At 68.7% G+C, this 19,330-nt stretch carries 20 protein-coding genes and 1 pseudogene; 12 read left to right on the top strand and 9 right to left on the bottom strand.

Annotation, left to right across the window (positions count from 1 at the left end; all coding sequences use genetic code 11):
• The first annotated feature begins 314 nt into the window (after positions 1 to 314).
• Positions 315 to 1,715, top strand: a complete 1,401-nt coding sequence (locus tag OG329_RS26955) for an LCP family protein (RefSeq protein WP_405802037.1) — start codon at positions 315 to 317, stop codon at positions 1,713 to 1,715.
• Positions 1,716 to 1,803: 88 nt separating this feature from the next.
• Here the strand turns inward: OG329_RS26955 and OG329_RS26950 are convergent, their stop codons facing one another.
• A complete protein-coding gene (locus tag OG329_RS26950) occupies positions 1,804 to 2,352 on the bottom strand; it encodes an acyl-CoA thioesterase (protein WP_405798783.1) in 549 nt (182 codons plus the stop codon).
• A gap of 119 nt (positions 2,353 to 2,471) precedes the next feature.
• Here OG329_RS26950 and OG329_RS26945 point away from each other — a divergent pair, with 119 nt between their 5' ends.
• On the top strand, positions 2,472 to 3,752 hold the full coding sequence (locus OG329_RS26945; RefSeq protein ID WP_405798781.1) for an LCP family protein: 1,281 nt from the start codon (positions 2,472 to 2,474) through the stop codon (positions 3,750 to 3,752).
• Between the two features lie 40 nt (positions 3,753 to 3,792).
• Here OG329_RS26945 and OG329_RS26940 read toward each other — a convergent pair whose 3' ends face one another.
• Entirely contained in the window at positions 3,793 to 4,296 is a 504-nt protein-coding gene (locus OG329_RS26940; RefSeq protein ID WP_405798779.1) for a DinB family protein, read from the bottom strand.
• Between the two features lie 436 nt (positions 4,297 to 4,732).
• On the opposite strand from OG329_RS26940, the pseudogene OG329_RS26935 reads away from it, so the two are divergent.
• The 8 genes and pseudogenes from OG329_RS26935 to OG329_RS26900 all read left to right on the top strand — a co-directional run.
• Positions 4,733 to 5,098, top strand: a pseudogene (locus OG329_RS26935) (DUF6879 family protein); the annotation flags it as partial.
• Between the two features lie 62 nt (positions 5,099 to 5,160).
• The gene (locus tag OG329_RS26930; protein WP_405798778.1) at positions 5,161 to 5,586 is read left to right on the top strand and encodes a Scr1 family TA system antitoxin-like transcriptional regulator; all 426 of its coding nucleotides are present in this window, start codon (positions 5,161 to 5,163) and stop codon (positions 5,584 to 5,586) included.
• 388 nt (positions 5,587 to 5,974) lie between these two features.
• Positions 5,975 to 6,166, top strand: coding sequence for a hypothetical protein (locus tag OG329_RS26925; protein ID WP_352150189.1), 192 nt, complete (start codon positions 5,975 to 5,977; stop codon positions 6,164 to 6,166).
• Positions 6,150 to 6,674: a DUF6879 family protein gene (locus OG329_RS26920; RefSeq protein ID WP_405798777.1), complete on the top strand. Its 525-nt coding sequence runs from the start codon at positions 6,150 to 6,152 to the stop codon at positions 6,672 to 6,674. The genes OG329_RS26925 and OG329_RS26920 overlap by 17 nt, the downstream gene beginning before the upstream one ends.
• A complete protein-coding gene (locus tag OG329_RS26915) occupies positions 6,671 to 7,501 on the top strand; it encodes a helix-turn-helix domain-containing protein (RefSeq protein ID WP_405798775.1) in 831 nt (276 codons plus the stop codon). Before OG329_RS26920 ends, OG329_RS26915 begins: the two co-directional genes overlap by 4 nt.
• Before the next feature lie 244 nt (positions 7,502 to 7,745).
• Positions 7,746 to 8,000 carry a hypothetical protein gene (locus OG329_RS26910; protein ID WP_405798774.1) on the top strand — a complete coding sequence of 85 codons (255 nt, stop codon included), beginning with the start codon at positions 7,746 to 7,748 and terminating at the stop codon, positions 7,998 to 8,000.
• A gap of 101 nt (positions 8,001 to 8,101) precedes the next feature.
• On the top strand, positions 8,102 to 8,326 hold the full coding sequence (locus tag OG329_RS26905) for a DUF397 domain-containing protein (RefSeq protein WP_405798773.1): 225 nt from the start codon (positions 8,102 to 8,104) through the stop codon (positions 8,324 to 8,326).
• Positions 8,327 to 8,416: 90 nt separating this feature from the next.
• Positions 8,417 to 8,884, top strand: a complete 468-nt coding sequence (locus OG329_RS26900) for a hypothetical protein (protein WP_405798771.1) — start codon at positions 8,417 to 8,419, stop codon at positions 8,882 to 8,884.
• Positions 8,885 to 9,341: 457 nt separating this feature from the next.
• Here the strand turns inward: OG329_RS26900 and OG329_RS26895 are convergent, their stop codons facing one another.
• Positions 9,342 to 10,514: an acyl-CoA dehydrogenase family protein gene (locus OG329_RS26895; protein ID WP_405798769.1), complete on the bottom strand. Its 1,173-nt coding sequence runs from the start codon at positions 10,512 to 10,514 to the stop codon at positions 9,342 to 9,344.
• A 218-nt stretch (positions 10,515 to 10,732) separates the two neighbouring features.
• On the opposite strand from OG329_RS26895, the gene OG329_RS26890 reads away from it, so the two are divergent.
• A complete protein-coding gene (locus OG329_RS26890) occupies positions 10,733 to 12,079 on the top strand; it encodes a UDP-glucose dehydrogenase family protein (protein WP_405798768.1) in 1,347 nt (448 codons plus the stop codon).
• 201 nt (positions 12,080 to 12,280) lie between these two features.
• On the opposite strand, the gene OG329_RS26885 is transcribed toward OG329_RS26890, so the two are convergent.
• The 4 genes from OG329_RS26885 to OG329_RS26870 form a co-directional block, all read right to left on the bottom strand.
• Positions 12,281 to 13,387, bottom strand: coding sequence for a membrane dipeptidase (locus tag OG329_RS26885; RefSeq protein WP_405798767.1), 1,107 nt, complete (start codon positions 13,385 to 13,387; stop codon positions 12,281 to 12,283).
• A 132-nt stretch (positions 13,388 to 13,519) separates the two neighbouring features.
• Positions 13,520 to 14,713 (bottom strand): dipeptidase, encoded by a 1,194-nt coding sequence (locus tag OG329_RS26880; protein WP_405798765.1) that lies wholly within the window; start codon positions 14,711 to 14,713, stop codon positions 13,520 to 13,522.
• An 8-nt stretch (positions 14,714 to 14,721) separates the two neighbouring features.
• Positions 14,722 to 15,246 (bottom strand): 5-(carboxyamino)imidazole ribonucleotide mutase, encoded by a 525-nt coding sequence (purE, locus tag OG329_RS26875; protein WP_405798763.1) that lies wholly within the window; start codon positions 15,244 to 15,246, stop codon positions 14,722 to 14,724.
• Positions 15,243 to 16,361: a 5-(carboxyamino)imidazole ribonucleotide synthase gene (locus OG329_RS26870; protein WP_405802035.1), complete on the bottom strand. Its 1,119-nt coding sequence runs from the start codon at positions 16,359 to 16,361 to the stop codon at positions 15,243 to 15,245. The genes purE and OG329_RS26870 overlap by 4 nt, the downstream gene beginning before the upstream one ends.
• A 256-nt stretch (positions 16,362 to 16,617) precedes the next feature.
• Here OG329_RS26870 and OG329_RS26865 point away from each other — a divergent pair, with 256 nt between their 5' ends.
• Positions 16,618 to 17,115: a GtrA family protein gene (locus tag OG329_RS26865; protein WP_405798761.1), complete on the top strand. Its 498-nt coding sequence runs from the start codon at positions 16,618 to 16,620 to the stop codon at positions 17,113 to 17,115.
• Between the two features lie 5 nt (positions 17,116 to 17,120).
• Here OG329_RS26865 and OG329_RS26860 read toward each other — a convergent pair whose 3' ends face one another.
• Complete coding sequence (locus OG329_RS26860; RefSeq protein ID WP_405798759.1) at positions 17,121 to 18,386, bottom strand: ATP-binding protein; 1,266 nt, start codon at positions 18,384 to 18,386, stop codon at positions 17,121 to 17,123.
• Positions 18,387 to 18,477: 91 nt separating this feature from the next.
• Positions 18,478 to 19,155 carry a response regulator transcription factor gene (locus tag OG329_RS26855; protein WP_405798757.1) on the bottom strand — a complete coding sequence of 226 codons (678 nt, stop codon included), beginning with the start codon at positions 19,153 to 19,155 and terminating at the stop codon, positions 18,478 to 18,480.
• Positions 19,156 to 19,330 lie beyond the last annotated feature (175 nt).

Genomic DNA, 19,330 nt, shown 5'->3' with positions numbered 1-19,330 from the left:
ACGTTACCGCGAATGGGGGACAGCGACGCGCGTCGGGCGGGCTCAGCGCAAGGCTGCTGATCGTATGGGCCTACGTTGCGTCCCCTGGCGCCCCCTTCGCCCGTTACTCAGTAGTCCAGCCGTCCCCGTCGCCCGCGGAGGTGTCCCCCGTGCCCACACCACCCCGCTCCCCCCGGCCCCGGCCGGCCGGTCGCCCGAGACCGCCGCAGACCGGCGTCCGCGGCGACCGGAACGTACGAGGTGACCGGAGCGACCGGACTGTGCGCGCCGCGCGGGCCGCGCGCGGCGGACGCAAGGGGCGGCCCCGCTGGGGGATGCGGATGGCGACCACCCTGTCCGTGCTGGTCCTCGGCGCCGGCGGCATCGGCCACGCCCTGGTGACCGGTCTCGATACGGGAATCGACCGGGTCGACCCGTTCAAGGACATGAAGAACCGCCCGGACGCGGGCCATGGCATGAACATCCTCCTCGTCGGCACCGACGGCCGCGACAAGATCACCAAGGAGGAGCGGGAGAAGTACCGGCTCGGCGGCGCCCCTTGCCGCTGCACCGACACGATCATGCTCGTGCACATCTCGGAGGACCGGGAGCGCGCGAGCGTCGTGAGCCTGCCGCGCGACACCTACGCGGAGCTGCCGGCGCACACCGACACGAACACCGGCGACAAGCACGGGCCCCACCCCGTGAAGCTCAACGCGGCCTATTCGGAGGGCGGTCCGCATCTGACGGTCCGGACCGTCGAGAGCTTGACGGGTGTGAAGATCAACCACTATCTGGAGATCGACTTCACCAGCTTCATGAAGACGGTCGACGCGCTCGGCGGGGTGGAGATCTGCACCGCCAAGCCGCTGAAGGACTCGCACACGGGTCTCGATCTCACCGCCGGGACACATGAACTCAACGGTGGCCAGGCGCTCCAGTACGTACGGTCCCGCTACCTCGACGGCTCCTCCGACCTCGGCAGGATGCAGCGCCAGCAGCGCTTCATGGCCGCGCTGGTCAAGCAGGCCACCAGCAGCGGTGTGCTGCTCAACCCGGTGAAGCTGCGCGGTGTGACCTCGACCATGCTCGAATCGGTCCGGGCGGACAAGGGTTTCGGTACGCAGGAGATGCTGGCGCTCGCCAAGGCGATGCGCGACTTCACGCCCGCGTCGTCCGAGTTCACGTCGGTGCCGGTCACCCCCGGGGGGTTCCCGGTGAAGGGCATCGGATCGACGCTGAAGTGGGACCCGGTGAAGTCGAAGAAACTCTTCCGGGCGCTGCGCGAGGACAAGCCGCTCACACCGCCGGCACCCGAGGCCCCCGGGGGGCGGCCCGCGCCACAGGCGCCGAAGCAGCCGCCCGCCTCGATGGTGGAGGTGTCACCGCAGCAGATCAGGGTGCAGGTCTACAACGCGACGCGGCAGGACGGTCTGGGCCAGCGCGTGGACGGCGCCCTGCGCGCGAGCGGCTTCAACACGACGCGCGCCCCGCTGAACCACACGGGGCCCGAGGTGGCGCGTACGCAGGTGCTGTTCGACCCGCGCTGGGACCGCTCGGCGAAGTCCCTGGCGGCGGCGCTGCCGGGCTGTGAGCTGCGGCCGGTGGCCCGGCAGGGCGCGACGCTGAAGGTGATGGCGGGCAAGGACTACAAGACGGTGCGGCCGGTACGGGCGGAGGACGCGCACCAGGGTGAGTTCGGGGCGGTGACGGGCGACCAGGTGGTGTGCCCGTGAAGTGACCGGCCCGCGTGGCCGGTGGCGGCAGCCGTACCCGTAGCCCCGTAGCCGTAGTCAGCCAGTCAGCCACCAGCCAGCCAGCCAGTCAGTCGCCGATGCCGTCCGCCGCGCGCTTCTCGCGCAGTTCCTTGATCGCCCGGCGCCGGGCCAGCCGGTGCGTACGCCGGATCTGCGCCTCCTGGTAACGCCGCTTGTCGCGCTCCGTCTCCGGGACCACCGGCGGTACGGGGCGGGGCCTGCCGTCCGCGTCGACGGCCGCGAAGACGAGATAGGCGCTGCCGACCTGCTGGGCGGGGGTCGACTCGTTCCAGCGCTCGGCCAGGACGCGTACGCCGACCTCCATGGAGGACCGGCCCGTCCAGTTGACCTGGGCCTTCACATGGACCAGATCGCCGACCCGTACCGGCTCCAGGAAGACCATCTCGTCCATGGACGCGGTGACCGCGGGCCCTCCCGAGTGCCGGCCCGCGACCGCGCCCGCTGCGTCGTCGACGAGTTTCATGATCACGCCGCCGTGCACCGTGCCGAGGAGGTTGGTGTCACTGCCGCTCATGATGTGGCTGAGCGTCGTGCGCGACGCCGAGGTGGGCTTACCCGGAATATCTGTCTCGGGGCGGACGGCCTGGTCTGTCATGCCCTCCACCCTATGCGGGGGTCCGTCACGGCTCGCATTGCATCAGCTTGGCAACAGGGATGCTGTGATTTTCCTCCACCCCTGTATGTGAGGTACGTCGGAGCCGCACACTGGTCGGCATGAACGATTGGCCTGATGGATGGAACGGCGACCGCGCCGACCGCGGCGAGCGTTACGGACGCGGCAGCGCGGGTGCGCAGCCCGATGGCGTGCGCGCGATGCCGCACGTACAGCGGCGCGCCGTCCCCCAGCAGCAGTCGCAAGGTTACGACGAGGGGTACGCCCAGCCTCCGGGCGGCGGCGACGGCTACAACACCGGCCAGGTCTACGGCACCCCGGCCGACCGGGGCCGGGGCGGACAGCCGCCGACCGTGCCCCCGCAGGGGTCGTACAACGGCGGCGGACGCTCACCCGACCACGCACCGGACTGGCGGCGCCGTATCAAGATCACCGCGATTTCCCTGGTCACCGTCGTGCTCGTGGTCTCCATAGGCACATACTTCTGGGCCGACTCCAAGCTCAAGCGCGAGGTCGACCTCGCGAAGGTCATCGAGCGGCCGAAGGCGGGGGACGGCACGAACTATCTGATCGTGGGTTCCGACAGCCGTGAGGGCATGACGGACGAGGAGAAGAAGGACCTCCACACGGGCAGCGCGGAAGGCAAGCGCACGGACTCGATGATGATCCTGCACGACGGCTCGAACGGCCCGACGCTGGTCTCGCTGCCGCGCGACTCGAACGTGGTGATCCCGTCGTTCCGTGGCTCGGAGTCCGGGAAGATGTTCCCGAACCAGGGCCGGGAGACCAAGCTCAACGCGGCGTACGCGGAGGACGGGCCCGAACTGCTCGTCCGCACGGTCGAGTTCAACACCGGTCTGCGCATCGACCACTACGTCGAGATCGGCTTCGCGGGCTTCGCCAACATCGTGGACGCGATCGGCGGTGTCGAGCTGGACATCCCGAAGGCGTTCAAGGACGAGAAGTCGGGCGCCGACTTCAAGGCGGGCAAGCAGACGCTGGACGGCGAGCAGTCCCTGGCGTACGTCCGCACCCGCTACGCGTTCGCGGGCAGCGACCTGGACCGTACGAAGAACCAGCAGAAGTTCCTGGCGGCCCTGGCCTCCCAGACGGCCACACCGGGCACGATCCTCAACCCGTTCAAGCTCTACCCGACGATGGGCGCGGGCCTGGACACCCTGATCGTCGACAAGGACATGTCCCTCTGGTCGCTGAGCCAGATGTTCTTCGCGATGAAGGGCGTCACGGGCGGCGACGGCACGTCGATGAACATCCCGATCTCGGGCAGCAAGGGCGGAAACCTGGTCTGGGACAAGACCAAGGTCGATCAGCTCGTGAAGCAGCTCAACAACGACGAGAAGGTCACGGTCTCCTCCAACTGAGCCCGCGCCCGCCGGAGTGGGCCGGGCGGTCACCCCTCTGTCACCCCTCGGTTATCCGCGGGTGATCGCCCGTCGCCCCGTCGATCAGCTCGCGCACGATGTCCATGTGTCCGGCGTGCCGCGCCGTCTCCTCGACCATGTGGATCAGGACCCAGCGCATCGTGACGGTGTTGCCGCTCCAGGACGTACCGGTGTCCTCCAGTCCGACCTCCCGGATCGCCCGGTCGGCGGCGGCGCGGGCGCGCGCGTAGAAAGCCAGGATGTCGGCCGTGGACTCGTCCGGCCCGACGGTCATGTCCTCGGTATCGGTGTTGAACCAGTACGGCTCGCTCTCCCGCCCGAAGGTCGTGCAGAACCAGCCGTACTCGACGGTCGCCAGGTGCTTGACGAGCGACAGCAGGTTCGTGCCCGAGGGGGTCACGACCCGCCGCAGGGCCTCGTCGTCAAGCCCTTCGAGCTTCCACAGCACCACATCCCGATGCCGGTCGAGGGCGACGTACAGGCTGTCCTTCTCGCTGCCGGTCAACGGCACAGTTCTGATCATGCGGCGAACGTAGCAGCGGGCACCGACAACGGCTCCGGCTTCTCCACAGCCCCCGGCCCGAGGCAGGTTCGCATCATGCTGCTCCTCCCCGGCTCGCCACGAGTCGGGACGCGACGCCTACCAAGCGGGGCAGCTACGGAGCGCTCACCGCGCTTCCGTCCGCCGTCCAAGTGCCCTTGGCCACAGTCGCGCCACAGGGTGAGAGTCGTGCAACCAGGCGCAACGGGCCCGGCAGCGGAGGTCGTCATGGCACTACGGTTCGTCGGTAAAGATCCCGAGTCAGGAGATCACGGGTCACCGGCTGTGCGGGTCGACGAGGAGACGAAGGATCTTCTCGTACAGGGGTGGGCGGCGGACGCGCAGACCACGGCGGAGAGTTCGAAGGATGTGGCGATCCCCGACCATGAGTCGGTGGTCCGGGTACCGAAGCGGATGCTGGTGGCGGCCCTGGCTCGACCTCGTACAGGAGGTCACGGCGAATGGCGTGGCCATCCGGCGCGCCCGTGTGGTCTCGGAGCCGGCCAGTGACTACATCGCTTTCGAGCACTCCGGCACCTTCACCAACGTGGCAGCGGGTGAGGAGATCCGTTGGCTTCCGCGTCGGAATGCCTCAGATCTGGCACTGCCAGGTAATGACTACTGGCTCTTCGACAGTCGTCTCGTGCAGTTCAATATCTTTGATGGCAATGGCAGGTGGGTGCACACCTACCAGACCGAAGATCCGGAAGTGGCGGCCTTCTGTACGTCCGCGTTCGAAGCAGTGTGGGAGCGCGCCGTCCCCCACGAGAAGTACATCGTCTAACCCTGGCCGGTCAGTTCATGCCCTCTTCCCCACTTTCCAGCGCCCAATCAGCACGGGCCGCCGTGGCAGTGCGCCTGCACGGTCTCATGAAGGACGCGGGGCTTTCCGGTCATGAACTGGCCGTGCGGTGTGGCTGGCACAAGGCCAAGTCATCCAGGATCGCCAGGGGCGTTACCCCACCGTCGGACACGGACATCCGGGCGTGGTGCTCGGCCTGCGGGGCCGAGGAGCAAACGGCGGATCTGATCGCGGCATCGCGGAACGCGGAGTCGATGTACGTCGAGTGGAAACAGATCAGGGCCGCCATGAGCGAGCAACTGGAGCACCTGCTCGGTGTCATGACGCGACCGAACGTCTCTGTCGGCATCATCCCGGCCACAGCGGACCGAACCGTCTGGCCTCTCGAAGCGTTCTACGCGTTCGATGACAGTCAGGTAGCTGTCGAGACTCGCCTGGCTGGACGACCCGTCCAACACCCTCGGCAATGAGAGATGAGACGAACCGCCCCCGCACTTCCACCGGGGACCGCCCGTTCGAGCATCGCTACGGCAGGTTGCGGGCCATCACTATGCGCTGGATCTGGTTCGTGCCCTCGTAGATCTGGGTGCTTTACCGGCCATATGGCTCTGACCTGCACAGATATCCCTCCTGGAGGGGGTCTCCCCAGCATTTCCCCATGATCGTCAATGGTTTGCCCAGGTAGAGGCCGCGCTGGAGGCGCCAACACCGGCCGCGCAACAGCCGAGCAGGCCCGGGGCAGGTTACGCGGTTTCCTGTTCCGTCAACCGTGATCGCTTGACCCACGCACCTCACCCTCGGGAGCATCGAGCCACACGCGGGGTACTGGCAGCAGCACGCGAGAAGGGAACCAGGACCATGAAGGTCACCAAGCTGGTCAGCACGTGCGACATCAAGGACTGCCCGACGATCTACGCGACGGATCGCGGCACCCTCCTGGTGCAGGGTGAGGCACCGACCGATCACGGGCTTCAGATTCCCGCTCACGAAACCCTGGTCGAGATCCCGATGGAACTGATCCAGAAGGCCATCCGTGACAACCTCATCTAGGACTCTCGGGGACCTCTTCGACACGTTCGCGCGTGAGGCGTTTCGCCTGGAAACCCTCGACGACTACAGCAAGTCCGGGAACGTCGACGCCTATCACGCGTTCCTCGCCGGGGGGCCGCAGCCGGACGACTACAACGCGGGCTGGGTCCAAGAGCTCCGCTCCCACACCGAGAAGGGAAAGCGGGTCTTTCGGGTGCACATTCTGTCCCGCCCGCTCACGGACTACCTTCGGTTCGAACTCGGGTGGGGCTACCGGAAGAACATGACCGGGGGTGAGGAGTTCTTCGTCCTCGACGTCACCGACAAACCCAACCCCCTGGAGACCGTTCCGGACTTCTGGTTCTTCGACTCCGAGTCCGTGGCTGTGATGAACTACGACGGAACCGGGAAGTACGTGGGATCGGAAGTGCTGCCACCGGAACGAACGGCGGAATTCACGCGGTACCGTGACGCGGCACTCGCGCACGCTGAACCGTTCACCGAATGGTGGGCCAAGTACGGGGCGTGAACAGAGCACAGCTTGGGGCCGCGCTGCGGGCGCTGCGAGTGACATCCGGCAAGGAAGCCAAAGCAGTAGCCCGCAGCGCCCTCATGTCTCCTTCCAAGCTGTCCAAGATCGAGAATGCGAAGCTCGCGGCCAGCGCGACGGACGTAGAGCGCGTCCTGACAGCCATCGGCGTCTCGGATGAGGTCAAGGCGGAGTACACGGAGGCCGCCCGAGCGTCGGCGACGGAAGCGACGGCATGGCGACTTCTGAAGCGCATCGGGGTCCACAAAGGGCAGCAGGCCGCCAAGGCGCTGGAAGCCCAGATGTCGATGCTGCGACTGTTCCAACCGGCGCTGGTTCCCGGCCTGCTCCAGACGCCGGAGTACATCCGGGCCGTTCTGCAACGTCACAACCTGAGTGAAGACGCTCTCACACGGACGATCAGCGGGAGACTCGAACGCCAAGCGGTTCTCTACGACAACGCGAAGGCGCTGCGGTTCGTCATCACGGAACCTGTCCTTCGGTGGCGAATCGTCCCGCCACAGATGATGGCTGCACAGCTCGACCGCATCGTTTCCATTTCACGACTCCCCCATGTGGACATCCTCGTAGTTCCCCTACAGATTCAGCAACACGACATTGCAAATCATGCGTTCGTCATCCGCGACGACCAAATGGTCACGATAGAAACGGTCCACGCAGAGGTGGTCGTCACAGACCCCAGGGATGTAGGGCTCTACGTCGATAAGTTTGATGGATTCGAGCAAGTGGCGCTGTCTGGCAACGAAATGCGGAGTCTGGTCGAGGACATCCGCGACGACTTTTTGCGGGAACAGGAAACAGGCTAGATCCGCACCCGTGGGCCACCGAGGATGGCGCCATGGAGAGTGAAGAGAGAACTTCCAATCCTTGGCCTCAGACCACGGCAGGAACGCGCCTGAACGAACTCCCACGTGAGCCTTCGGCGGTGCCTGGCTGCTCTGACTGCCTGTCCATGTCGGTTGCCCGCGAGAACGCGCGGTCCACAGGAGATTACAGCGCCGTGTCCGACTGCAACGTCAAGCTGCGCCAGCACCAAGCGGAGGCGCACTGATGGACATGCAGACGTGGCGGAACAGCCGCAGTCGGGCGGACAACGCCACCAACGCACTCCGCGAAGCGCTGGCCGCTCTCGGCCTTCCTGAGCGCGTGCAGCAGCATCTGCGACCGATGGTCACCCATTCCGGAACACCGCTTGTGCACGTAGGAATGCTCAATGCCGAGTACATCGAGCAGATAGCCGAGGCGCTTCGCGTCGCGGCCGAGTTGCGGACCGCGACGACCACATCCCAGGAAACAGGGTCATAGCTCCGGGCATCACGTACCTGCCTCTCCTTCCATGAACTCCCGTCCGGTACGGGCGGCGACGGCCAGTCATGGCCGTGACAGTCGAGCAGGAAGGTGCAGCGATGCAGAACGGAACTGACCTGTACGCGCTCAACATCGACGGGGCCCCGTTCGTGAAGGCGTGCGGTGGTCCCTGCACTGAGGGGTGCGTGACCCTGGCCCGGATCGGTGACGACTCCTGGGCCCTCGGTGACAGCAAGCGGCCGAACGCGCAGCCGCTGCGGTTCACCACGGAGGAGCTGGACGCAGCCGGTATCGACCCGGCGCGGTTCGGCCTGTCGGTCTGACCCTCCCTCTCGCCAGTTGGTCCCGGCCCGCCCCTCCATCGGGTCGGGACCGGCTGGTCCTTCGACCCTCAACACGAATGGGATCGACTGGTGCACCATCACGGCTATCTGTGGACCGGCCCCAAACAGCGCTTCGACCACGAAGCGCTACGGCGGCCCCCGCATCCGGAGCCGCCCCCAGCCGGAAGCAAGCCGGAACTGATCCAGCGGTACCGCGAGGTGGCGGCGGAGTTTCCCACGTCCGATCTACCGCCCCTGGAAACGGCGTTCTGGCTCATCAAGCCGCGTTCATTGGTTCGTGGCACGTGGGATGAGGCCAAGGAAGCAGCGTCATGGCTCGGGGAGCGGTTGGCCGAGCACGCGCCCCGGTTCGGCTCCGAGGCGCAACGGGACACCACGCACCTGGCGCTACTCGTCAACTCCGCCGCTGAGCGGCTGGATTCGGGGGCTGATGTATCACTCGGCTTCTACCTCGAACGTCCCTCGTATCTATCCCTGGCAGTGGTGACGTGTTCCCCGAATCGCGCGATTCCTGAACTGGCCTGCCCAGTCGCGTAGTCGAAGCAACAAAGAAGCCCCGGCCGGTACTTGAGTTCTAGTGGTTGTCGCAACACCCCAGTTCAGGGGATGCGATGGACTTCGAAATCCGGAAGAACCGGGGGCCCGGGGGGGCGGGCGGAACATGGCCCGGGAGCGGGCCGCATACTTCCTGCTCATGGAGCAGGGCTACAGCACCCGGGAAGCGGCCGGGCCGCCATCGCGACGATGTTGACGCCCGGCGCAGACGACCCCACGGAGGCGACAGAGGTCGCCTGATCCGTGTACGACAACAGCCCCCGGCATCACGCCGGGGGCTGCGTTGTTTGTGCAGGTCAGTGGCCGTTCTCAACCCGGCGCCCACCCAGGATTTCCCCAGCATGACGCTCAGGAACGGGCCTGATCGGGCCGCAACGGGCAGAAGGCCAAAGATGTCCCCTCGGACCCTCGAAACATCCTCTGACCTGCAAAAACCCTGCTACGGCAGGTTGCGGGCCATCACTATGCGCTGGATCTGGTTCGTGCCCTCGTAGATCTGGGTGATCTTGGCGTCGCGCATCATCCGTTCCACCGGGTAGTCGCGTGTGTAGCCGTAACCGCCGAGGAGTTGGACCGCGTCCGTCGTGATCTCCATCGCCGTGTCCGAGGCGAAGCACTTGGCCGCCGCGCCGAAGAAGGTCAGGTGTTCCTTGCCGCCGCCGTCGGAGATGCGCTGGGAGCGGGCCGCCGCCGAGTAGGTGAGCTGGCGGGCCGCCTCCAGCTTCATCGCCATGTCGGCGAGCATGAACTGGACGCCCTGGAAGTCGCCGACCGGCTTGCCGAACTGCTTGCGTTCCCGGACGTAGCCCGTCGCGTAGTCGAGGGCGCCCTGGGCGATGCCGAGCGCCTGGGCCGCGATCGTGATGCGGGTGTGGTCCAGGGTCTTCATGGCCGTCGCGAAGCCGGTGCCCTCCGCGCCGATGAGGCGGTCGGCGGGGATACGGACGTTGTCGAGGTAGACCTCGCGGGTCGGGGAGCCCTTGATGCCGAGCTTCTTCTCCGGGGCGCCGAAGGAGACGCCCTCGTCGCCCTTCTCCACGACGAACGCCGAGATGCCCTTCGTACGGAGGTCGGGTTCGGTGACGGCCATCACCGTGTAGTAGTCGGAGACGCCGGCGTTGGTGATCCAGCGCTTCACACCGTTGAGTACGTAGCTGTCGCCGTCCCGTACGGCCTTGGTCTTCATACCGCCGGCGTCCGAGCCCGCCTCCGGCTCGGAGAGGCAGTACGAGAACATCCCGTCGCCCTTGGCCAGCGGCCCGAGGTACTTCTTCTTCAGGTCCTCGCCGCCGGAGAGGATGACGGGCAGCGAGCCGAGCTTGTTCACGGCCGGGATCAGGGAGGACGACGCGCAGACGCGGGCGACCTCCTCGATGACGATCACGGTGGCCAGGGCGTCGGCGCCGGCGCCGCCGTACTCCTCGGGGACGTGGACCGCGTGCAGATCGGCGGCGACCAGCGCTTCCAGCGCCTCCTGCGGGAACCGGGCCTCCTCGTCCACAGCGGCGGCGAACGGCGCGATCTTCGCCTCGGAGAGCGCGCGTACGGCCTCACGGAGCATGTCGTGCTCCTCGGACGGGCGGTACAGGTCGAAATCAGCCGATCCGGCCACGGTCTTTCACTCCCCTGAATGCTAACTACCGTTAAGTAACACCGATTTTAGAGGGCTGGAGCGCCGGTGGCCCACGTGAGTTTGCCGACAGTTCCCACGCGCTGTCGTACGGGCGCCCGAAAGGGGGTCCGGGCCGCGTGGATATGCTCGGGCACCGCACTCGCGGTGCGATCGCAGCCGCGATCGCACCGCAGCCGTCCGCACTCCCTGGAGCATCCATGGCCCTCAAGATCACTGTGATCGGCACCGGCTATCTCGGCGCCACCCACGCCGCGGCCATGGCGGAGCTGGGCTTCGAGGTGCTGGGGCTCGACGTCGTCCCCGAGAAGATCGAGATGCTGTCGGCGGGCAAGGTGCCGATGTACGAGCCCGGCCTCGAGGAGCTGCTGCGCAAGCACGTCTCCGGCTTCGAGGGATCGAGCGGCCGGCTGCGCTTCACCTCCTCCTGGGAGGAGATCGGCGCCTTCGGCGACGTCCACTTCGTCTGTGTGAACACCCCGCAGAAGCACGGCGAGTACGCGTGCGACATGAGCTATGTGGACAGCGCGTTCGAGTCGCTGGCCCCCCAACTGGGCCGCGCGGCGCTGGTGGTCGGCAAGTCGACCGTGCCGGTCGGCAGCGCCGAGCGCCTGGCGAGCCGGCTCACCGAGCTGGCACCGGCGGGCGCGGATGTCGAGCTGGCGTGGAATCCGGAGTTCCTGCGGGAGGGCTTCGCCGTACAGGACACGCTCCACCCGGACCGGATCGTGGTCGGTACGCGGAGCGAGCGCGCCGAGAAGGTGCTGCGCGAGGTGTACGCGACACCGGTCGGGGAAGGGTCGCCGTTCATCGTGACGGACTTCCCGACCGCCGAGCTGGTGAAGACCGCCGCCAACTCCTTCCTCGCCACCAAGATCTCCTTCATCAACGCGATGGCCGAGGTCTGTGAGGCGGCCGGCGGCGACGTGGTGAAGCTGGCGGAGGCCATCGGCTACGACGAGCGCATCGGAAGGAAGTTCCTGCGCGCCGGGATCGGCTTCGGCGGCGGCTGTCTGCCCAAGGACATCCGGGCGTTCATGGCGCGGGCGGGCGAGCTGGGCGCGGACCAGGCGCTGACGTTCCTGCGCGAGGTCGACTCCATCAACATGCGGCGCCGGGGCCACATGGTGGAGCTGGCGCGCGAGGCGGTCGGCGGCGACTCGTCGTTCCTCGGCAAGCGCGTCGCGGTGCTGGGCGCGACGTTCAAGCCGGACTCGGACGACGTACGGGACTCCCCCGCGCTGAACGTCGCGGGCCAGATCCATCTCCAGGGCGGTCAGGTGACCGTGTACGACCCGAAGGGCATGGACAACGCGCGCAGGCTCTTTCCGACGCTCGGATACGCCGGGTCCGCGCTGGAGGCGGTGCGCGGCGCCGATGTCGTCCTGCATCTGACCGAGTGGCGCGAGTTCCGCGAGCTGGACCCGGCGCGGCTCGGCGAGGCCGTCACGCGGCGGCTGATCCTGGACGGGCGCAACGCGCTGGACCCGGCGGTGTGGCGCGGGGCGGGCTGGACGTACCGGGCGATGGGGCGGCCGAGGGCCTAGGGGTGTCTTGTCGATCAGGCCGGATCAGGGAGCGCCCGCCGCGGCAGCGGCCGATGTCACGTTGGTGCGTGCGATCGCAAGGCGGAGGAAGGAGCCCACGCGGAGCGTCGGCGACTGACGACAACGCGGCGAGCGGGCGTGCCAGGGACCGCGAGCCCGGCAAGATCGGCAAGACGCCCCCTGACCCCGGCGACTGCCCAACTACCGGCGCGCGGCGTCCAGTTCATCGATCGTCGCCGTCGACGGGGAGCGCCGCCCCTGGGCTGCGCGGGCCAGGAACTCGGTGTCGCGCAGCACACGCGCCGCGTTGCCCCAGGTGAGATCGGTGATCGCGGTGTCGTCCCAGCCGCGTTCGAGCAGTTCGGTGATCAAGTGCGGGTAGCACGAGGCGTCTTCGAGGCCGGCGGTACGGGGCGTCCGCGCCTCGTGGCCGTACGTCCCGGAGAGGCCGACGCACTGCGGGCCCGCCACGTCCCGTACCCGCTCGACACGGTCCGCGACGGCGCAGAGGGACGCGGCGCGCGCGAAACTCACCATGCAGACACCGCTGTTGGCGCGCAGCAGCTCAAGGATGCCGTCGGGGACGTCGCCGCCTCCGTGGGAGAACATCGCCGGTGCCTTGGTGACGGCGAACGTGGCGCGCGCCGTCTCCTCGGACGCGCCGGTCAGATCGACGATGACGCCGAGGCGGTTCATCTCGCGTACGGCCTCCTGGCCGAAGCGGGTCAGCCCGTCGTCGGCCCAGCGCGCGCCCGCGAGGGCGAGGACACGCACCCCGAGGAAGTGCAGCGCGCGGAGCGTGGCGAGCGAGTCGCCCATGGCCCGGCCCGACACGGGGCCCAGCAGCGAGGCGACGCGTCCGCAGTTGCGGGCGTCGGCCAGATCCCCGGCGCCCAGCGCGAGGCGCAGGCTCTCCGGGCAGGACGCGATCAACTCCCGTACGAGGTCGATCAGTTCCAGCGTGGTACTGATGGCCCGGCCCTCGCCGGCCGCGTCACCGTCCGCCTGGAGGGACCAGTACTGCGCGCCGAGGGCGCCCGCCCGGATCCGTGGCATGTCGGTGTCCAGGGCGCTCTCGCCCTGGTCGAGGTCGTGGCTGTGTCCGGCGCCTCGGCGGCGCAGCAGGGTGGGGGCGAGGCTGTTGTGGCCGTCGATGACGGGGTGCGCGGCCAGCAGCACGCGGGCGCGCTCGGCGGACGACACGGGGGCGGTGTCCGTGGCCGGGTCCGTGAGCGTATGCGCGTCGATGTCGCCGGCCGCGCCGGCGGCGGTGTCCGAGTCGTAGGGATCGTCCCGTAGATCTGCCATGACGAGGCTCCGTGGGGTGCGAAGGCAGTACGGCCACCGTGCCACGGGGTGACGGACGGGTCGCGGCGGACGGGGCGTTCGGGGGTACGAGCCTCGCCCCGCGCCCGCCGCGGGTCCCGCACCGCCGGTTCGTCAGCCGTCCAGTTCCTCGATCGTCGCCGTCGACGGCCCGCGCTCCGCGCGCAGCCCCCGCGCCACGTCCTGCGCCGCGCGCAGCACCCGTACCGCGTTGTGCCAGGTCAGCTTCGACAGGTCCTCGGGCGACCAGCGGCGCGCGAACAGTTCCGCGACGAGGTTCGGGTAGCCCGCCACGTCCGCGAGGCCGTCCGGCGTGAACGCCGTGCCGTCGAAGTCGCCGCCGATGCCGATGTGGTCGATGCCCGCGACCTCGCGCATGTGGTCCAGGTGGTCGGCGACCGTCGCGACCGTGGCCACCGGGCGCGGGTGGGCCTCCTCGTACGCGCGGTGGATCCGCATCCCGGCCTCGGTCGTGTCCAGCGGGTGCGCGCCGTGCGCGCGCATGTTGTCGTCGGCGGCCTTCGTCCAGGCGATCGCGTCGGGAAGGATGAACTTCGGTACGAAGGTGGCCATGGCGATCCCGCCGTTGGCCCGCAGCAGCGCCAGCACGTCGTCGGGGACGTTGCGCGGATGGTCGCAGACCGCCCGCGCGGAGGAGTGCGAGAAGATCACCGGCGCGGCGCTCGTCACGAGCGCGTCGCGCATCGTCGTGGCGGCCACGTGCGAGAGGTCGACCAGCATGCCGGTGCGGTTCATCTCGCGTACGACCTCGTGGCCGAAGGGCGACAGACCGCCCACGCCCGGCTCGTCGGTCGCCGAGTCCGCCCACGGAAGGTTGTCGTTGTGCGTGAGCGTCATGTAGCGCACGCCGAGGGTGTGCAGGGCGCGCAGCGTGGCCAGGGAGTTGTTGATGGAGTGGCCGCCCTCGGCGCCCATCAGGGAGGCGATCTTGCCCGCGCGGCGGGCGTTCTCCATGTCGTCGGCGGTGCGCGCGGCGACGAGGTCGTCGGGGTAGCGGGCGATCATGCGCCCGACGACGTCGATCTGTTCCAGGGTCGCGCTGACCGCCGTGTCGCCGGCCATGTCGGAACGTACGTACACCGACCAGAACTGCGCCCCCACGCCGCCCGCCCGCAGCCGGGGGATGTCGGTGTGCAGATGCGCCGACTGGTCCTCGGCGATGTCGCGGCGGTCGAGGTCGTAGCGGACCTGCTCGCGCAGCGCCCACGGCAGGTCGTTGTGCCCGTCGACCACGGGGAAGTCCTCGAGCAGTTCGAGAGCCCGCTCCAGATAGTCCTCGGTGCCCATGGTGACCCTCACTTCCCGAAGCCGAAGGCGTCGTGGCCCGCGACCTTCGTACGGAGGCGGTTGCCCTTGTCCGTGGCCTGTTCGTTGAGCCGCTGCTGGAAGTCCCGCATACGCGACAGCAGCGTGGGGTCGTGCGCCGCGAGGATCCGCGCGGCCAGCAGCCCGGCGTTACGGGCTCCTCCTACGGAGACGGTGGCGACCGGCACCCCGGCGGGCATCTGGACGATCGACAGCAGCGAGTCCATGCCGTCCAGATACTTCAGCGGTACGGGGACCCCGATGACCGGCAGCGGCGTGACCGAGGCCAGCATGCCCGGCAGATGGGCCGCGCCCCCGGCGCCCGCGATGATCGCCTTCAGTCCCCGTCCGGCGGCCTCCTCGCCGTACGCGATCATCTCGCGCGGCATGCGGTGCGCGGAGACGACGTCGACCTCGTACGGGATCTCGAACTCGTCGAGCGCCTGCGCGGCGGCCTCCATGACGGGCCAGTCGGAGTCCGACCCCATGACGACGCCGATGAGGGGAGAGCTCATGTGGTGATCGTTCCTCGGAGGTATCCGGCGGCGTGGCGGGCGCGCTCCAGCACGTCGGCCAGGTCGTCACCGTAGGTGTTGACGTGGCCCACCTTGCGGCCGGGCTTCACGTCCTTGCCGTACATGTGGATCTTGAGCTGCGGGTCGTGGGCCATGCAATGCAGATACGCCGCGTACATGTCGGGGTAGTCGCCGCCCAGCACGTTGCACATGACCGTCCACGGCGCGCGCGGGCGCGGGTCGCCGAGCGGCAGGTCCAGTACGGCCCGTACGTGGTTGGCGAACTGCGAGGTGATCGCGCCGTCCTGCGTCCAGTGGCCGGAGTTGTGCGGGCGCATGGCCAGCTCGTTGACGAGGATCCGGCCGTCGGCCGTCTCGAACAGCTCGACGGCGAGATGCCCGACGACACCCAGCTCGTCGGCGATCCGCAGCGCGAGCTGCTGCGCCTGGCCGGACAGCTCCTCGGAGAGTCCGGGCGCGGGCGCGATGACCGTGTCGCACACGCCGTCGACCTGCCGCGACTCCACGACGGGGTACGCGACGGCCTGGCCGTGCGGCGAGCGCACGATGTTCGCGGCCAGCTCCCGGACGAAGTCGACCTTCTCCTCGGCCAGGACGGGGACGCCGGCCCGGAAGGGCTGCTCGGCGTCGTACTCCGTTCGGGCGAACCACACGCCCTTGCCGTCGTAGCCGCCGCGCACCGTCTTGAGAATGACGGGGAAGCCGCCGACCTCGGCGGCGAAGGCCGCGACGTCGGCGGGGTCGCTGACGATGCGGTGGCGGGGGGACGGCGCGCCCAGCTCGGTGAGCCGGGCGCGCATCACACCCTTGTCCTGCGCGTGGATGAGTGCGTCCGCGCCGGGGCGTACGGGGATACCGTCCGCCTCCAGGGCACGCAGATGCTCGATGGGGACGTGCTCGTGGTCGAAGGTGATCACGTCGCAGCCGCGCGCGAAGGCGCGCAGCGTGTCCAGGTCGCGGTGGTCGCCGACGACCACATCGTTGACCACCTGCGCCGCGGAGTCCTGAGGGGTCTCGCTGAGGAGCTTGAATCTGAGGCCGAGGGGGATGCCCGCCTCGTGGGTCATACGGGCGAGCTGACCGCCGCCGACCATGCCGACTACCGGGAACGTCACACACCCAGGGTATCCGTCGCCCGGCGTGGGCCGGTCCGGTGGTTAAGGTGGGTCGGTCGGTTGCGTCGTGGCGCCGGGGGAGATTCGACCGACGAGACTGCGTCGTCGACGTCCGTCCGCCATGGACGTCATCGACCTTCATGGACTTCATGGACTTCATCGGCGTCGGCGATGTCATCGGATGTCACGGACGTCGTCGACCGAACACACCGACCCGACGGGGCTGAGCGACCACATGACTCCCGCGCCTTCGCAGCGACAACCCCTGTGGGAGCGGCTGTCCCTGCTCACCCGCGAGATCGCCAAGTTCGGCGCGGTCGGCGGGGTGGGCCTGCTGGTCAATCTGGCCGTCTTCAACCTCGTACGGCACATCACCGAGATCCCGGTGGTCCGGGCCAGCATCCTGGCGACCGTCGTCGCGATCGCCTGCAATTACGTGGGCTTCCGCCACTTCGCCTACCGGGATCGCGACAAGAGCGGCCGTACGAAGGAGCTGACGCTCTTCCTGCTGTTCAGCGCGGTCGGGCTGGTCATCGAGAACGGTGTGCTCTACACGGCGACGTACGGGTTCGGCTGGGACACCCCTCTCCAGAGCAATGTGTTCAAGTTCCTCGGGATCGGCGTGGCGACGCTGTTCCGCTTCTGGTCGTACCGCACCTGGGTGTTCCGCCGGCTCCAGCCGCCCCCGGCGGCGCAGCAGCAGCCCGAGCCGCAGCCCGGCCGGGTCACCTGACGGTCCTACCTGACGGTCTTCTTCGGCTCCTTGCGCACCCGTACCTCACGGCTCAGGAACAGCGCGAAGACCGGCGGCTGCTGCTGGAGCAGTTCGAGCCGTCCGCCGTCCGCCTCCGCCAGGTCGCGGGCGACCGCGAGCCCGATGCCCGTCGAGTTGTGCCCGCTGATCGCGCGCTCGAAGATCCGCGCCCCGAGGTCCGCCGGTACGCCGGGTCCCTCGTCCGTCACCTCGATCACGGCCTGGTTGCCGGTGATACGGCTGCGCAGGGCGACCGTGCCGCCGCCGTGCATCAGGGAGTTCTCGATCAGCGCCGCGAGGACCTGCGCGACGGCGCCGGGGGTGCCGACCGCCCGCATGTGCTGGGTGCCGGAGCAGACGATCGCGCGGCCGGCGCTGCGGTAGGCCGGGCGCCACTCCTCGATCTGCTGCTGCACGACGTCGTCCAGGTCGAAGACGATGGCCGAACCGGTGCGCGCGTCACGGGAGTTGGTGAGCAGCCGCTCCACCACGTCGGTCAGCCGCTCCACCTGCGTGAGCGCGATCGTGGCCTCCTCCTTGACGATGTCCGGGTCGTCGGTGGTGGAGATCTCCTCCAGGCGCATGGACAGCGCGGTGAGCGGCGTACGGAGCTGATGGGACGCGTCGGCGGCCAGCCGGCGCTCGGCGGTGAGCATCCGCGCGATCCGTTCGGCGCTGGCGTCGAGCACATCGGCGACCCGGTCCAGCTCGGGCACGGCGTACCGCTTGTGGCGGGGGCGCGGGTCGCCGGAGCCGAGGCGTTCGGCGGTCTCGGCGAGGTCGGTGAGCGGTGACGCGAGCTTGTTGGCCTGGCGTACGGCGAGCAGGACGGCGGCGATGACGGCGAGCAGCGCCACCCCGCCGATGATCATCAGGGTGCGGCCGAGTTCCCGGGTGACGGACGCGCGGGACTCCTCGACCGTGACGGTCTCGCCCTGCTCGCCCTCGGCGCTGCCCCGGATGACGCCGCCGTCGGGCGCCTTGCCGATCTCGACGGTCGGGCGGCCGGGGATCTCGACCTTGGCGTACCGGTCGCCGTTGATCTGCTCCCGCAGGATCGCCTCGGTGACGCGCTCGCCGCCGATCAGCCGGCTGTCCACGATGCTGACCAGCCGCACCGCCTCCAGGTCCACGCTCTCCTGGGCGCTGCTGCTGATGGTGCGGGTCTCGACGATGACCAGCGAGACCCCGAAGACGGCGATGACGACGAGCACCACGGCGAGCGTGGAGTTGATCAGACGACGGCGCACTGTGCCCTACTCCGCTCTGCGCTCTGCTCTCTGCGCACTGCGCTCTGCTCTGCTCTGCTCTGCTCTGCCGGACAGCGCCCGCTCGCCCGGCTCAGCTCTTCTCGAAGCGGAAACCGACGCCTCGGACCGTCGCGATGTAGCGCGGGTTCGCCGCGTCGTCGCCCAGCTTCTTGCGCAGCCAGGAGATATGCATGTCGAGGGTCTTCGTGGACGACCACCAGGTGGTGTCCCAGACCTCGCGCATCAACTGATCGCGGGTGACGACCCGGCCCGCGTCCCTGACCAGGACCCGCAGCAGGTCGAACTCCTTCGCGGTGAGCTGAAGCTCCTCCTCGCCCATCCAGGCCCGGTGCGACTCGACGTCGATGCGCACGCCGTGCGTGGTGGGCGAGGCGGCCGGTTCGCTCGCGCCGCGCCGCAGCAGGGCCCGTACCCGGGCGAGCAGTTCGGCGAGCCGGAACGGCTTGGTCACGTAGTCGTCGGCGCCCGCGTCGAGGCCGACGACCGTGTCCACCTCGTCGGCGCGGGCGGTCAGCACCAGCAGCGGTACCAAATGGCCTTCGGAGCGCAGCCTCCGGGCGACTTCGAGGCCGTCCATACCGGGCAGTCCGAGGTCGAGTACGACCAGGTCCACGCCGCCCTGGAGGCCGGCTTCGAGCGCGGTGGGACCGTCTTCGCGTACCTCCACCTCGTAGCCCTCCCGGCGCAGGGCGCGGGCCAGGGGCTCCGAGATGGACGCGTCGTCCTCGGCGAGCAGTACACGGGTCATGAGGTGATGGTAGTCCGCGCGGAGGAGCGGCCGGGCGGTGATCGCCGATGGCTGTGGCTCCGGTACGCGATTGGGCCACCTGCCTTCGAAAGTGGTCCGTCGTTCCGGACGAACCTGTGATCCATCACTCAAGTCCGCCCATGTACCCCTCTGTCATGCGATATGCCTCTATGTC

The organism is Streptomyces sp. NBC_01506, assembly GCF_045040295.1.
GTDB lineage: Bacteria > Actinomycetota > Actinomycetes > Streptomycetales > Streptomycetaceae > Streptomyces.
This window is presented reverse-complemented; position numbering and strand designations above follow the sequence as displayed.

What these genes read in the sequence shown, in the direction of transcription:
- OG329_RS26955 (WP_405802037.1), top strand. Translation starts at nt 315, where the DNA reads ATGCGGATGGCGACCACCCTGTCCGTGCTGGTCCTCGGCGCCGGCGGC.
- OG329_RS26950 (WP_405798783.1), bottom strand. Translation starts at nt 2,352, where the DNA reads ATGACAGACCAGGCCGTCCGCCCCGAGACAGATATTCCGGGTAAGCCC.
- OG329_RS26945 (WP_405798781.1), top strand. Translation starts at nt 2,472, where the DNA reads ATGAACGATTGGCCTGATGGATGGAACGGCGACCGCGCCGACCGCGGC.
- OG329_RS26940 (WP_405798779.1), bottom strand. Translation starts at nt 4,296, where the DNA reads ATGATCAGAACTGTGCCGTTGACCGGCAGCGAGAAGGACAGCCTGTAC.
- OG329_RS26925 (WP_352150189.1), top strand. Translation starts at nt 5,975, where the DNA reads ATGAAGGTCACCAAGCTGGTCAGCACGTGCGACATCAAGGACTGCCCG.
- OG329_RS26910 (WP_405798774.1), top strand. Translation starts at nt 7,746, where the DNA reads ATGGACATGCAGACGTGGCGGAACAGCCGCAGTCGGGCGGACAACGCC.
- OG329_RS26905 (WP_405798773.1), top strand. Translation starts at nt 8,102, where the DNA reads ATGCAGAACGGAACTGACCTGTACGCGCTCAACATCGACGGGGCCCCG.
- OG329_RS26890 (WP_405798768.1), top strand. Translation starts at nt 10,733, where the DNA reads ATGGCCCTCAAGATCACTGTGATCGGCACCGGCTATCTCGGCGCCACC.
- OG329_RS26885 (WP_405798767.1), bottom strand. Translation starts at nt 13,387, where the DNA reads ATGGCAGATCTACGGGACGATCCCTACGACTCGGACACCGCCGCCGGC.
- OG329_RS26880 (WP_405798765.1), bottom strand. Translation starts at nt 14,713, where the DNA reads ATGGGCACCGAGGACTATCTGGAGCGGGCTCTCGAACTGCTCGAGGAC.
- purE (WP_405798763.1), bottom strand. Translation starts at nt 15,246, where the DNA reads ATGAGCTCTCCCCTCATCGGCGTCGTCATGGGGTCGGACTCCGACTGG.
- OG329_RS26870 (WP_405802035.1), bottom strand. Translation starts at nt 16,361, where the DNA reads ATGGTCGGCGGCGGTCAGCTCGCCCGTATGACCCACGAGGCGGGCATC.
- OG329_RS26865 (WP_405798761.1), top strand. Translation starts at nt 16,618, where the DNA reads ATGACTCCCGCGCCTTCGCAGCGACAACCCCTGTGGGAGCGGCTGTCC.
- OG329_RS26855 (WP_405798757.1), bottom strand. Translation starts at nt 19,155, where the DNA reads ATGACCCGTGTACTGCTCGCCGAGGACGACGCGTCCATCTCGGAGCCC.